The organism is Pantoea jilinensis (assembly GCF_019104105.1).
Taxonomy (GTDB): Bacteria; Pseudomonadota; Gammaproteobacteria; order Enterobacterales; family Enterobacteriaceae; genus Pantoea; species Pantoea eucalypti.
Genome location: NZ_CP077746.1, coordinates 1,156,529 through 1,170,188 on the forward strand (window position 1 = coordinate 1,156,529; position 13,660 = coordinate 1,170,188).

Annotated in this window: 11 protein-coding genes and 6 tRNA genes; 7 read left to right on the top strand and 10 right to left on the bottom strand. The window is 53.9% G+C overall.

Annotation, left to right across the window (positions count from 1 at the left end; translation table 11 throughout):
- Nucleotides 1-75 precede the first annotated feature (75 nt).
- On the top strand, nt 76-996 hold the full coding sequence (locus tag KTJ90_RS05470; RefSeq protein ID WP_003848882.1) for a LysR family transcriptional regulator: 921 nt from the start codon (nt 76-78) through the stop codon (nt 994-996).
- On the opposite strand, the gene KTJ90_RS05475 is transcribed toward KTJ90_RS05470, so the two are convergent.
- From KTJ90_RS05475 to KTJ90_RS05495, 5 genes are all read right to left on the bottom strand, one after another.
- The gene (locus KTJ90_RS05475) at nt 993-1,331 is read right to left on the bottom strand and encodes a FlxA-like family protein (protein ID WP_499026462.1); all 339 of its coding nucleotides are present in this window, start codon (nt 1,329-1,331) and stop codon (nt 993-995) included. The genes KTJ90_RS05470 and KTJ90_RS05475 overlap by 4 nt on opposite strands.
- A 543-nt stretch (nt 1,332-1,874) precedes the next feature.
- Nucleotides 1,875-1,950, bottom strand: a tRNA-Lys gene (locus tag KTJ90_RS05480).
- Between the two features lie 4 nt (nt 1,951-1,954).
- Nucleotides 1,955-2,030 (bottom strand) — tRNA-Val (locus tag KTJ90_RS05485).
- A gap of 36 nt (nt 2,031-2,066) precedes the next feature.
- A tRNA-Val gene (locus KTJ90_RS05490) sits at nt 2,067-2,142 on the bottom strand.
- Nucleotides 2,143-2,183: 41 nt separating this feature from the next.
- Nucleotides 2,184-2,259 (bottom strand) — tRNA-Val (locus tag KTJ90_RS05495).
- Nucleotides 2,260-2,530: 271 nt separating this feature from the next.
- On the opposite strand from KTJ90_RS05495, the gene gltX reads away from it, so the two are divergent.
- A complete protein-coding gene (gene gltX, locus KTJ90_RS05500; RefSeq protein ID WP_039659597.1) occupies nt 2,531-3,946 on the top strand; it encodes a glutamate--tRNA ligase in 1,416 nt (471 codons plus the stop codon).
- Nucleotides 3,947-3,981: 35 nt separating this feature from the next.
- Here the strand turns inward: gltX and KTJ90_RS05505 are convergent, their stop codons facing one another.
- Together KTJ90_RS05505 and KTJ90_RS05510 are read right to left on the bottom strand one after the other, a co-directional pair.
- Nucleotides 3,982-4,335: a YfeC-like transcriptional regulator gene (locus KTJ90_RS05505; RefSeq protein ID WP_003848889.1), complete on the bottom strand. Its 354-nt coding sequence runs from the start codon at nt 4,333-4,335 to the stop codon at nt 3,982-3,984.
- A gap of 111 nt (nt 4,336-4,446) precedes the next feature.
- Nucleotides 4,447-5,235 carry a formate/nitrite transporter family protein gene (locus KTJ90_RS05510; protein ID WP_003848892.1) on the bottom strand — a complete coding sequence of 263 codons (789 nt, stop codon included), beginning with the start codon at nt 5,233-5,235 and terminating at the stop codon, nt 4,447-4,449.
- Between the two features lie 360 nt (nt 5,236-5,595).
- On the opposite strand from KTJ90_RS05510, the gene KTJ90_RS05515 reads away from it, so the two are divergent.
- Both KTJ90_RS05515 and KTJ90_RS05520 read left to right on the top strand, forming a co-directional pair.
- Nucleotides 5,596-5,671, top strand: a tRNA-Ala gene (locus KTJ90_RS05515).
- Between the two features lie 44 nt (nt 5,672-5,715).
- Nucleotides 5,716-5,791: transfer RNA gene (locus KTJ90_RS05520), tRNA-Ala, on the top strand.
- A gap of 314 nt (nt 5,792-6,105) precedes the next feature.
- Here KTJ90_RS05520 and KTJ90_RS05525 read toward each other — a convergent pair.
- Nucleotides 6,106-7,296: a NupC/NupG family nucleoside CNT transporter gene (locus KTJ90_RS05525; protein WP_003848895.1), complete on the bottom strand. Its 1,191-nt coding sequence runs from the start codon at nt 7,294-7,296 to the stop codon at nt 6,106-6,108.
- 369 nt (nt 7,297-7,665) lie between these two features.
- Here KTJ90_RS05525 and KTJ90_RS05530 point away from each other — a divergent pair, with 369 nt between their 5' ends.
- Nucleotides 7,666-8,907: a divalent metal cation transporter gene (locus tag KTJ90_RS05530; protein ID WP_499025993.1), complete on the top strand. Its 1,242-nt coding sequence runs from the start codon at nt 7,666-7,668 to the stop codon at nt 8,905-8,907.
- A gap of 46 nt (nt 8,908-8,953) precedes the next feature.
- Here the strand turns inward: KTJ90_RS05530 and KTJ90_RS05535 are convergent, their stop codons facing one another.
- Together KTJ90_RS05535 and mgrA are read right to left on the bottom strand one after the other, a co-directional pair.
- Complete coding sequence (locus KTJ90_RS05535; RefSeq protein ID WP_499025994.1) at nt 8,954-9,373, bottom strand: DUF2502 domain-containing protein; 420 nt, start codon at nt 9,371-9,373, stop codon at nt 8,954-8,956.
- Nucleotides 9,374-9,545: 172 nt separating this feature from the next.
- Entirely contained in the window at nt 9,546-10,535 is a 990-nt protein-coding gene (gene mgrA, locus KTJ90_RS05540) for an L-glyceraldehyde 3-phosphate reductase (protein ID WP_078804642.1), read from the bottom strand.
- A gap of 219 nt (nt 10,536-10,754) precedes the next feature.
- On the opposite strand from mgrA, the gene ipdC reads away from it, so the two are divergent.
- The gene (ipdC, locus tag KTJ90_RS05545; RefSeq protein WP_499025995.1) at nt 10,755-12,407 is read left to right on the top strand and encodes an indolepyruvate decarboxylase; all 1,653 of its coding nucleotides are present in this window, start codon (nt 10,755-10,757) and stop codon (nt 12,405-12,407) included.
- A gap of 160 nt (nt 12,408-12,567) precedes the next feature.
- Nucleotides 12,568-13,533 (top strand): glucokinase, encoded by a 966-nt coding sequence (gene glk / locus KTJ90_RS05550; protein WP_003848907.1) that lies wholly within the window; start codon nt 12,568-12,570, stop codon nt 13,531-13,533.
- The last annotated feature ends 127 nt before the right edge of the window (nt 13,534-13,660 follow it).

Genomic DNA, 13,660 nt, shown 5'->3' on the forward strand with positions numbered 1-13,660 from the left:
TTCAATAGCGCGATTGTGCGTGAATTGGTTTTAGAAATAAAATTGATTTATTGAATTAATCTATGAGCATAATCGATGAATTATACCCTGCGTCAGCTTCGGACTTTTATTGCAGTGGCACACTACGGTGGTTTCAGTCAGGCGGGGCAGGCGATAGGTCTGAGTCAGTCGGCAGTCAGCCACAGTATTAAAGAGCTGGAAGCGGAAACCGGCGTCCGGCTGCTGGATCGCACCACGCGTGAGGTGATGCTGACCGAGGCAGGCAAGCAGCTGGCGTCACGGATGGAGCGCCTGCTGGAGGAGATTCATACGACGCTGCTGGATATCCGCAGTTTTGGGGAGCAGCGCAGTGGCACCGTCAGAGTGGCAGCCAGCCAGACCATCTCTGCGCATCTTATGCCGCAATGTCTGGCTGCCAGTCAGCAGCACTTTCCCGATATCAAAGTGATACTGCACGATCGCGCTCAGCAGTGGGTGCTGCAAAGTGTGCGTAACGCCGAGGTCGACTTCGGGATTGTGATTGGGCCGCTCAGCGACAGTGATTTTGATAGCATCGCGATTCTGGATGAGCCTTTCCTGCTGTTGTGCCGCGATGATGATCCGCTGGCGCAGGTGGAAAGGGCTGAATGGTCGATGCTGGATGGTCGCACCATGGTGCTGCAGGATTACGCGTCCGGCAGTCGGGTACTGATTGATGCGGCGATGCAGCAGCAGAACATCAGGGCGCAAGTGGTGCAGGAGATAGGCCATCCCGCTACGCTGTTTCCGATGGTAGAAGTGGGGATCGGCATCAGTATTCTGCCCGCACTGGCCTTACCGTTACCGGCCGATCGTGACCTTAGGGTGCGTCGTCTTTATCCGGAAATTAATCGCAGCCTGACGCTGATCAAACGTAAAAACCGCTCGCTGACGCCTGCTGCCGAAGCGATCTGGCAGGAAGTGCGCCAGCAGGCAGCGCTGCTGGCGCAACAACGCGAAGCCAGCCCCGCGTTTTAGATATAGACGTCCACTTTATTGGCGTCGGTAGGGCGGTTAATGCCGTCTGCTTTGTTCTCACTGACAGGCGTGCTGTCACTTTTTGGCTGATCCTGCTCCGCCTGCTTCTGCTCCAGCTGCGCAATCTGTGCCTGCAGCATGGTGAGCTGTGACTGATACATCTGCTGCATTTCAGCTTTCTGTTCGTCAGTCAGCTCTTTGTTGTCGGCCAGCTCTTTGACCTGGGTTAAGACATTCTGAATCTGTTTATTCAGGGCTGCGACCTGAGAGGCAACACTGCCGCCGCTGTCACCGCTACTTACCGCACTGCTTAAAATTCCGAAAATTGAGGACATCATTTTCTCCCTGTAAGTCGTCACATACGTTATCGGCACGCTGTGAAACGACTTTAGCGCGGAGATTGTTAAGGTTTGGAAAAGAAGGGAGCTTATCTACAAGCCAATGTCTAAACAGCAGAAACGAAAAAAGCGCCTTACAGGCCTTCAGATTGTCGACAAAGTCTGGACTGATGGCAGTGAGAGCGAGCCAGCGCAGGAAACAGGGTCAGTTCGGAAAGACGCTAAAACCGCCATCCATGGCTAGCTCGGCCCGCGCGATTACTTACCTCATCCCTGAGGTGCGCCCGTTGCCGGGCCAACGCTCTGCGTTGTTCAAAAACGCTCCCGGCGTTTTTGTCCATGGCGCGGGACGCTTTCCTCCTCTGACCCTGTTCCCTGCTAGTTGAGCTATTCATCGCTGCAAGATGCGCCCTGATTTGAGTTTGTCCGTAATCTGAATCGCCAGCGATTCAGTCGAACCTGCAGCAGGTTCTCATCCCGCACGGTCACGTCCGTGCCCCGGAAACGAAAAAAGCGCCCAAAAGGCGCTTTATTCTGAATTGGTGGGTCGTGCAGGATTCGAACCTGCGACCAATTGATTAAAAGTCAACTGCTCTACCAACTGAGCTAACGACCCGAAGTGGTGGGTGATGACGGGTTCGAACCGCCGACCCCCTCCTTGTAAGGGAGATGCTCTACCAACTGAGCTAATCACCCACTTCGTACTTCAGTACTGCTTTAACAGGTCAGATATGGTGGGTGATGACGGGTTCGAACCGCCGACCCCCTCCTTGTAAGGGAGATGCTCTACCAACTGAGCTAATCACCCATATCTTCATACCTGTTCACTGCGGGCCACGCTGTTAAGAGTGGTGGGTGATGACGGGTTCGAACCGCCGACCCCCTCCTTGTAAGGGAGATGCTCTACCAACTGAGCTAATCACCCCCGCTGTGTGGAGTCGCATTATAGGGATAGTTGATTTTGAGTCAACGCTTTTTAAAACATAAATGTGCGTTCGGTTTATTTTTAAACATCCTGTTGCGCTTTTAGCCAATGTGCTGGTTTTACTGGCAGAAAAGTCCCTTTTCCCGGGACGCAACCGGCGGGCATGCATTGAGGATTCACCGTCAGATGCTAGAATATGCCCACTGTTTTTCGCGTCTAACCTGTTTTTTGTCATCCAGACAAAGAACCCGCGCATCTAAGGCAATACTCAATGAAAATCAAAACACGCTTCGCGCCAAGCCCAACCGGCTATCTGCATGTCGGTGGCGCACGTACCGCACTTTACTCCTGGCTCTTTGCCCGTCACAACCAGGGCGAGTTCGTGCTGCGCATTGAAGATACCGATCTGGAGCGATCCACGCCGGAAGCTATCGAAGCCATCATGGATGGTATGAACTGGCTGAGCCTCGACTGGAATGAAGGCCCTTACTACCAGACTAAACGTTTTGATCGCTATAACGCGGTCATTGATGACATGCTGGAAGCCGGAACCGCTTATAAATGCTACTGCTCTAAAGAACGCCTGGAAGCGCTGCGCGAAGAACAGATGGCGAACAACGAAAAGCCGCGTTATGACGGCCGCTGCCGTGACAGCCATGAACATCATGCTGATGATGAGCCATGCGTGGTGCGTTTCCGCAATCCACAGGAAGGTTCGGTCATCTTTGACGATCAGATTCGTGGACCGATCGAGTTCAGTAACCAGGAACTGGATGATCTGATCATCCGCCGCACCGATGGGTCGCCAACCTATAACTTCTGCGTTGTTGTTGATGACTGGGATATGGGTATCACCCATGTTATTCGTGGTGAAGACCACATCAACAACACACCACGTCAGATCAACATCCTCAAAGCGATTGGCGCGCAGGTTCCGGTCTACGCTCACGTTTCCATGATTCTGGGCGATGATGGCAAAAAACTCTCCAAGCGTCATGGCGCAGTAGGGGTGATGCAGTATCGTGATGACGGCTACCTGCCGGAAGCGCTGCTCAACTACCTGGTTCGTCTGGGCTGGTCACATGGCGATCAGGAAATTTTCAGCGTGGCTGAAATGGCTGAGCTGTTTACGCTGGATGCCGTCAGTAAGTCTGCCAGTGCGTTCAACACTGAGAAACTGCAGTGGCTGAACCACCACTATATCAATACGCTGCCGCCAGAATATGTGGCGACACATCTGCAGTGGCATATTGAAGAGCAGAAAATTGATACCCGCACCGGACCGGAACTGGCGAAGCTGGTGGGTCTGCTGGGCGAGCGTTGCAAAACGCTGAAGGAAATGGCTGCATCCTGCCGCTACTTTTACGAAGACTTCGCAGAGTTCGATGCCGATGCGGCGAAGAAACATCTTCGTCCGGTCGCGCGTCAGCCGCTGGAAGTGGTGCGTGACAAGCTGGCCGCCATCACTGAATGGACGGCGGAAAACGTGCATCAGGCGATTCAGAGCACCGCAGATGAGCTGGAAGTGGGTATGGGTAAAGTCGGCATGCCGCTGCGTGTGGCCGTGACCGGTGCCGGTCAGTCACCGGGTCTGGATGTCACCGTGGAGGCGATTGGCCGCAGCCGCAGCGTGGCCCGTATTGAGCAGGCCCTGGCCTTTATCAGTGAGCGCGAAGCGCAGGCGTAATGAACACAGCCGGAGGCGCTACGCTTCCGGTTTTCTTACTCTTCACCAATTCCCAGTCGCTCCAGCACGCCTTTAATCCCTTCACGTAAGATTAATGCAGTGAGTTGATCCTGTTCATCCTGGCTCATTTGCTGGATGGAACTTAACAATAACGCAGGTAATGAATTCGTTACTGCGCCATAGGTGGCTGTGGGTTCATTAAGGTTGCGGGTGGATTGAATAAAACTTTTTACGCGTTCATCAATATGAATAAGACGTGCCTTGCCGCCCTGAACTCCGGGCTTTGGCGTGGTTGTCCAGTTCTCCCGCTTGATCCACTTATTCACCGTTTGCCGACTGTAACCCGTTTCTGCAGCCAGCTCTTCGGGGGTAAGCCATTCCTTTTTCACGACACTGTCCCTGTTAAATACATTAGCGGTACATATTACAGCAAAAAGTAACGGTGAAAAGTAACGTAGGCTGAAATTGCCTTTTGTCTGATGACAAAAGGCAAAACAGAATTACTGAGGATTACTGGCAGGTTCGGCAGCAGGACGGAATGCCAGGAAATAGGCCAGACCAACGAAGACGGCACCTCCTACGGCATTGCCCAGGAAGACGGCGACAAAGTTAGGGAAGTACTCTGCCCAGCTCATCTGACCGGCAAAAATAGCGGCCGGAATAATAAACATGTTAGCGACAACGTGCTGGAAGCCAATGGCAACAAACGCCATCACCGGGAACCACATGCCGAAGATTTTGCCAACCATATCTTTACTCGCAAATGCCAGCCACACCGCCAGACACACCAGCCAGTTACAGCCAATGCCTGAAATAAAGGAATGCAGGAAATCGGCATGAACTTTGGCAGAGGCGATAGCCACGGTCTTTTTCAGGTAGTCACCTTCGGTCATGCCCAGCATATGGCCAAAGAACCATGCAACAGCCACGCTGCCGATAAAGTTCGCCAGGGTCACCCAGAACCAGTTACGCGCTACGCTCATAAAGCTGATGCGGCGGGCGAACCAGGCCACGGGTAACGTCATCATATTGCCGGTCAGCAGCTCGCCACCCGCCAGCACGGTCATAATGATACCTACAGGGAAGACTGCGGCACCTAACAGGCCACCGAAAGAGCCCCATTCAGCGGGCAGGGAGTTAATGACGTGAAGATCTAACAGGAAGCCGGTCGCAATAAATGCACCCGCCATAAAGCCAAGAATCAGAAGGATGCTGACAGGCGCACGACTTTTAGCCACGCCAGACTGGATCGCCAGTTGTGCGATTTCTTTAGGTGTATGCAGCGACATAGTATCTCAATAGTTTTTTTATGATTAATGGGGACGATAACGCCTGGTGGACGCGTGGCCCGCGGGAGAGGGTCCCGGTGGCCACTAAATTAGCGGGCTAAGTTTTGCATGCGAAAAAGACGAAGACAAGAAAATTCCTATAACATATTTAACCGTGAATTAACCTGATGGCAGCGGGTATAACAGTTAAAAAACGGTACTGCGTGACCAGACATGATTTTTATCTGCAGCATGCTGCTGAAACTTCGCAGGTTGCCGCCTTTTTCAGCGATCAAACAGAGAATGTCATTTTGCCGTTGACACCCTGGAGGCGGTTTCATATTATGCCGTCCGTCGCTTAACGCGACAGTTTTTCGGTTCGGGGCTATAGCTCAGCTGGGAGAGCGCCTGCATGGCATGCAGGAGGTCAGCGGTTCGATCCCGCTTAGCTCCACCAAACTTTTTCCCAAAAGTTTGGCACTGAAAAACGATTCCAGATGTGGGGGTATAGCTCAGCTGGGAGAGCGCTTGCATGGCATGCAAGAGGTCAGCGGTTCGATCCCGCTTATCTCCACCATTTTCTGACAACGTCGATGTCATTGTTGTCAAAATCCTTTCTGATTTATCTTTCATTCGCCTTTCTGCGAATCTAACGCTATTGCTTTGCAAATCAGCTGCTGCGCACGGTTAACGCGTACATACCCGGCAAGCGCCGCCGCGTTCTGCCCGGATAACGCTGTGCTGCGCCTCGTGCGCGCTTTACATGCAGAATCTGAGTGTATTGTATAAGGGCAGACGTCGCCTGAAGAGGTATTCAGCGGGAAGAAAAGCAGGGATGGCGAAAAACGAAAAGGGCGAGACAGGCTCGCCCTTTGATGTTCAGCACTGCACTCAGAACGCCAGAACCAGACCGGCGATAGCGGCGGAGAGCACGCTGACCAGCGTAGAGCCGTACAGCAGCTTCAGGCCAAAGCGGGAAACCACGTTGCCCTGTTCTTCGTTCAGGCCTTTAATCGCACCGGCCACGATGCCGATGGAAGAGAAGTTGGCGAACGACACCAGGAACACGGAAAGAATACCTTCTGAAGTGGGTGACAACTGGCCTGCAATTTTCTGCAGATCCATCATGGCAACAAATTCATTCGATACCAGCTTGGTCGCCATAATACTGCCGACCTGCAACGCCTCACCCGACGGCACACCCATCACCCAGGCAAACGGATAGAAGACATAGCCAAGCACGCCCTGGAAGCTGATGCCGAAGATCAGATCAAACAGCGCATTCAGACCTGAAATCAGCGCGATAAAACCAATCAGCATCGCGGCAACGATAATCGCGACCTTAAAACCGGCCAGGATATATTCGCCCAGCATCTCGAAGAAGCTTTGACCTTTATGCAGATCCTGCAACTGCAGATCGTCTTCGTTCTCAACGCGGTAAGGGTTGATCAATGACAGCACGATAAAGGTGCTGAACATGTTGAGCACGAGTGCGGCGACCACATACTTTGGCTGCAGCATGGTCATATAGGCACCGACAATAGACATCGAAACGGTCGACATCGCCGTCGCGGCCATGGTGTACATGCGGCGCTGTGACATCTTGCCCAGGATATCTTTATAGGCAATGAAGTTTTCTGACTGTCCCAGTATCAGAGAACTCACGGCGTTGAAAGATTCCAGTTTTCCCATGCCATTGACTTTCGACAGCACAGTACCGATACCGCGAATAACCCACGGCAGGATACGGAAATGCTGCAGAATACCGATCAGCGCAGAGATAAAGACGATTGGACACAATACGTTGAGGAAGAAGAACGCCAGGCCTTTGTCATTCATGTTACCGAAGACAAAGTTTGTTCCCTGGGCCGCATACTTCAGCAGATGATCAAAGAAGCCGGCGAAGCCTTTGACGAAACCCAGTCCCGCTTCTGAGTTCAGGAAGAACCAGGCGAGCACAATTTCAATCACCAGTAGCTGTATAATGTAGCGAATGCGAATGCTTTTACGATCGTGACTCACCAGCAAGGAGAGTATCCCGACCACCACCAGTGCTAAAAGAAATTGCAAAATATGGGACATAGTTGCTCCAAATTTGAGGAGGGTTGTATTTTGTTGCGTATTCTATGTAACGCGTTACTTAAAAACGAGATCTGAACCACATTATAAGTATTCGCTATCGCTATATTTTCCAGAAAAGTTCCAGAGATCACGCCCTGTTTAAAAATCGTTCAACCCAGATAACCACATAATTATTGTCTGAATTTTACACAGAGCGTAAAGTGACACCGTTGCTCACATTTTTAGCACTCACTTCCTTTACTGTAATGTATAGCAATGGCTATACTTTATAGCAGCATCTATTACACCGATAACAATAAACGAATTTCACTTGCACATGCTAACCCCTAAGCTGCCGGGGCAGGCAAATGTTCAGACAGGGTACCGGATATGCTTGAGAGTCGTACCGCCGAGCGCGCTGCTCGCGGAGTCAGAAAAGTCAAACTCGCACTGCTGGGGCCCGCCTTTATCGCCGCTATTGGCTATATCGATCCGGGCAACTTTGCGACCAACATTCAGGCAGGCGCTGCTTACGGCTACAAATTGCTGTGGGTGGTGGTGTGGGCCAATATCATGGCCATGCTGATTCAGCTCATGTCTGCCAAGCTGGGTATCGCCACCGGCAAAAATCTTGCCGAACACATCCGCGATCGCTTTCCCCGGCCTGCCGTCTGGTTTTACTGGGTGCAGGCGGAAATTATCGCGATGGCCACCGATCTGGCGGAGTTTATCGGTGCCGCACTGGGGTTCAAACTGCTGCTCGGCATTTCATTGATGCAGGGCGCGGTGCTGACGGGCATCGCCACCTTCCTGATACTGATGTTACAGAGTCGCGGACAGAAGCCGCTGGAGCTGGTGATTGGTGGACTGCTGTTATTTGTGGCGGCGGCCTATATTGTCGAACTTTTCTTCTCCCAGCCCAATATTAAAGAGCTGGTGGTCGGCATGGCGCTGCCCGCGTTACCGACGTCGGATGCCGTGTTCCTGGCAGCAGGTGTGCTTGGGGCGACCATCATGCCGCATGTGATTTATCTGCACTCTGCGCTGACGCAGGGCAAAAGTGAGGACAGCAAAGGTCAGCGTTACTCCTCAACTAAACTGGATGTGGCGATTGCCATGACCATCGCCGGATTTGTAAACCTGGCGATGATGGCAACTGCGGCAGCGGCGTTTCATTTTAGTGGTCACAGCAAAATTGCAGAGCTCGATCAGGCCTATCTGACGCTGCAACCGCTGTTAGGTCAGGCTGCCGCAACGGTATTTGGTCTGAGCCTGGTGGCCGCGGGACTCTCCTCAACAGTGGTCGGTACGCTGGCGGGGCAGGTGGTAATGCAGGGCTTTATCCGTTTCCACATTCCACTTTGGGTGCGTCGAACTGTCACCATGTTGCCCTCGTTTATTGTCATCTGGGCAGGCTGGGACCCAACAAAGGTGCTGGTGATGAGTCAGGTGCTGCTGAGTTTCGGTATCGCGCTGGCGCTGATTCCGCTGCTCTCCTTTACCGGCAACCGCGAGCTGATGGGCGATGATATGGTGAACTCGCGTCTGATGCAGAACACCGGGCGACTGATCGTGCTGCTGGTGATTGCGCTCAATCTTTACCTGCTGGTGGGTGAAGCGCTGGGACTGTAAGGGTTTCTGGAAACAAAAAACGCCCGGCTATGCCGGGCGTTTTTTGTTAGTGACGATCGTGGCCATGCGGACCGGGTCCACCGGGTCCGTGGGGCCCAAAACCATGCGGGCCAGGACCTGGACCACGGCGGTCATGATGATCCCAGTCGCGATCGCGGCGATACTGATGATCCCAGCGGCGCTCGCGGTCGCGCTCCTGCCAGCGGCGTTCACGCTCCCACTGCTGCTGACGACGCCACTCTTCGTGTCGCCACCAGCGGCGTTCGTTGTAGGTATAGCGGTCATTCCACCAGCGGGGTTCACGCCAGCGACCGCCATCCCAGTAATTACCACGATTATCGCGATCGCCCAGATTCAGGGTGACGCCAGGGGCCAGAGAAATAGAGGCACTGGACGCCTCGGCTGTGTGATAGGCCAGCGGCGAAAACAGCGCCAGCAGGGCAGCAAAAATTAGAGCTCTTTTCATTATATTCTCCTCATCAACAGGCTGATGCTGTTGCGGCGCAGTGATTATGCCTGCGTATTACTGTTGTTACCGCATCATTGTGTCGGAAAATTGTGAGGAAATTGGGGAGAGAAGGGGGATTGAGATTATTCTGGTGAAAAAAAACGCCCGACCTGCGCCGGGCGGTGAATGCTTACATCAGAGCCGCGTCAATGGCCGCTAATTCGGTGTCGCTGAACTGACGAAGGGCGAGCATGGCCACCGCGTCATCAATCTGCGCCGTTTTACTGGCCCCAATCAGCACTGACGTGACGCGATCATCGCGCAATACCCACGCCAGCGCCATCTGCGCCAGTTTCTGCTCACGTTGCTGTGCGATGACATTCAGCCTGCGGACTTTTTCCATCTTCTCTTCGGTCAGCTGGCTTTCGCTCAGGAATTTGCTGCCGCTGGCCGCACGCGAATCTTCCGGAATGCCCTGCAGATAGCGATCGGTGAGCACACCGCCTGCCAGGGGAGAGAAAGCGATACAGCCAACGCCCGCATCGCCCAGCGTCTGAATCAATCCCTGCTCAGGGGTACGTTCAAACATCGAATAACGCGGCTGGTGAATCAGGCAGGGGGTGCCGAGATCGCGCAGGATAGCAATCGCCTGGGCAGCCCGTTCAGCCGGATAGTTAGAAAGAGCTACGTAAAGCGCTTTGCCCTGGCGTACCACATGATCGAGCGCGCGCATCGTCTCTTCCAGCGGGGTTTCCGGATCGGGACGGTGGTGATAGAAAATATCGACATATTCCAGCCCCATGCGTTTAAGGCTTTGATCCAGACTGGCAATCAGATATTTACGCGACCCCCAGTCTCCATAAGGCCCCTGCCACATGGTATAGCCCGCTTTGGTGGAGATTATCAGCTCATCACGATGGGCACGAAAATCTTCCCGCAGAATACGACCAAAATTCTCTTCCGCCGAGCCCGGAGGCGGGCCGTAGTTATTCGCTAAGTCGAAGTGGGTGATGCCGAGGTCAAATGCATGACGTAGCAACTCACGGCTGTTATCGACCCGCGTGCTGTCACCAAAGTTGTGCCAAAGTCCCAGCGAAACTGCAGGCAGTCTGATGCCGCTGCGGCCGCTGCGGCGATATTCCATCTGTTGATAGCGATCGGGATGGGGGAAAGAGGACATTTAGCGCTCCTGAGCAAAAACGGGAATATGTGCCAAAAGTCTATCAGTGTATACGGTTACACTTAGTGACAGCGCGCAGCAGTTCGCGATTTTACAGAATATTCCGCCAGCGTAACGTCGTCTTGCCAGGCATTGCGGCTGGTTAAAATAGCTACTCTCCTCGCTAATTTTATCCTCTGTCAGATACTTAACCCGACTCTTCCCTGAAAGGAACGCGCAATGTCCACATTCACTGTCGGAGATTACCTGCTGACCCGTCTGCAGGAGATTGGTATCAAGCATCTGTTTGGTGTGCCGGGCGACTACAACCTGCAATTCCTGGACCGCGTTATCGCCCATCCTGAAATCAGCTGGGTGGGCTGCGCTAATGAACTCAACGCAGCCTATGCGGCGGACGGTTATGCGCGCTGCAACGGCGCGGGGGCACTGTTAACGACGTTTGGTGTTGGCGAGCTCAGCGCGATTAATGGCACTGCGGGCAGTTATGCTGAGTATCTGCCGGTGATTCATATTGTGGGTGCGCCAGCCACGCAGGCGCAGTTGCAGGGTGACTGCGTGCATCACTCGCTGGGCGATGGTGATTTCCAGCATTTTATTCGCATGGCTGCCGAGGTCAGTGTGGCAACCGCACTGCTGACTGCCGACAATGCCACGGCTGAGATTGATCGGGTGATTATCAGTGCGCTGCAGGCCCGTCGTCCCGGCTATCTGTCGCTGGCAGTGGACGTGGCAGCCATGGCTGTACAGCCACCTGCACAGCCGCTGAACACCCATCAGCCCGCATCGGCTGACGCGCGTCGCGCTTTCAGGGCCGCGGCAGAACGTTTACTGGCACCGGCACAGCGTGTTTCACTGCTGGCAGATTTTCTGGCGCTGCGCTGGCAGCAGCAATCTGCGCTGGCCGCGCTGCGCGAACAGAGCGCGATTCCCTGCGCCAGTCTGCTGATGGGCAAAGGCGTACTGGATGAGCAGCAGCCAGGTTATGTCGGTACCTATGCCGGCGCGGCCAGTGCAGGGCAGGTGTGTGAACAGATTGAACAGGTGGATGCAGCAATTTGCGTCGGTGTCCGTTTTACCGACACCATTACGGCAGGTTTTACACAGCAGTTTGCCACCGAGCGACTGATCGATCTGCAGCCCTTCAGTGCCAGCGTGGGTAATGAACGTTTTGCGCCGTTGTCGATGGCGGATGCACTCAGTGAACTGCAACCGCTGTTTGAACGTTATGGTCAGCAGTGGCAGCCTGCCGCTGCAATCCCCGCCGCGCAGCCAGCAGAACTCACGGCGGTGATCAGTCAGCACGCCTTCTGGCAGGCCATGCAGGGATTTCTGCAACCCGGCGACCTGATTCTGGCCGAGCAGGGGACGGCGGCCTTTGGTACCGCCGCATTGCGACTGCCCTCGCGGGCACAGCTGGTGGTTCAGCCATTATGGGGATCAATCGGCTATACTCTTCCGGCAGCGTTTGGCGCGCAGACCGCTAACCCTGATCGACGGGTTATCCTGATCATCGGAGACGGTTCGGCGCAACTGACCATTCAGGAACTGAGTTCAATGTTGCGCGATGGGCAGCGACTGATAATCTTTTTGCTGAATAATGACGGCTATACCGTCGAACGGGCGATTCATGGCGCAACACAACGTTACAATGATATCGCCCCGTGGAACTGGACGGCTCTGCCACACGCCCTTAGCCTTCAGGGCCAGGCGCAGAGCTGGCGCATCAGTGAAACCGTGCAGTTAGACGAGGTGATGACGCGACTGGCCGCGCCTCAATGGCTGTCGCTGGTTGAGGTGGTGATGCAGAAAGAAGATTTGCCGCCACTGCTAAGAAAAGTCACTGCCTGCCTGAATCAACGCAACGGCGGCTAAGATTCAGATAGTTGCCGCTGTGCAGGCTGGACTAACGCGGTTAGGCTGTAGCACAACTGAGTAAGACGCTCACCAATCGCACCGGTGAGCGTTGTTGTTTTATGGGCAGAATTTTATAGTGTCCTCCAACTCTTAAGACCCCAAGCGGAGCAACAGAAGAATGACAACCTATGCCTTGGTCGGCGATGTCGGCGGTACTAACGCGCGCCTCGCCCTGTGTGAGGTGGAAAGCGGCAGCATCACCCAGGCCAAAACATTCTCAACATCAGAATACGACAGCCTCGAAGCCGTCATCCGCCACTATCTTGATGAACAACAGCAGGACGTTAAAGATGGCTGTATTGCTATCGCCTGCCCGATTACCGATGACTGGGTTGAAATGACCAACCATGACTGGGCGTTTTCTACGCGCAAGCTCAAAGAGAACATCGGTTTTGAACACCTGGAAATCATTAACGATTTTACTGCGGTATCCATGGCTATTCCGATGCTGACCGCCGAAAACGTAATTCAGTTTGGCGGCTCAGAGCCGGTCAAAGATAAACCTATCGCCATTTATGGTGCCGGTACCGGCTTAGGCGTCAGCCATCTGGTGCATGTGGACAAGCGCTGGGTGAGCCTGCCAGGTGAGGGTGGTCATGTCGATTTTGCGGCCAACAGCGAAGAAGAAGATCAGATCCTGGAAGTGCTGCGTGAAGAACTGGGCCATGTCTCAGCTGAACGTGTGTTGTCGGGTGCCGGTCTGGTTAATCTCTACCGTGCCATTGTGAAAGTTGACAACCGCGTGCCGGAAAATCTGAAGCCGAAAGATGTCAGTGAACGTGCGCTGGATGACAGCTGTACCGACTGCCGTCGCGCGCTCTCCATGTTCTGCGTCATTATGGGCCGTTTTGGCGGCAATCTGGCGCTGAACCTGGGCACTTTTGGTGGCGTCTACATTGCGGGAGGCATTGTGCCTCGCTTCCTGGAATTCTTTAAGGCGTCCGGTTTCCGTGCGGCTTTTGAAGATAAAGGACGCTTCCGCGACTATGTTGCCAGCATCCCGGTTTACATGATTACGCACGATCAGCCTGGCCTGCTGGGTGCGGGCGCGCATCTGCGTCAGACACTGGGCCGCGAAATCTGATTCTGCTTTACTCCGCGCGCACAGCCTTTGTGCGCGCGATCGCTTTCCCGATCTGGAGGCTTCAGCCGTTCAGGCCCGGGAAATCACCGCCTGGCTTCTCCTGCCTTTTCCTGCTGTTGTCCTGAAA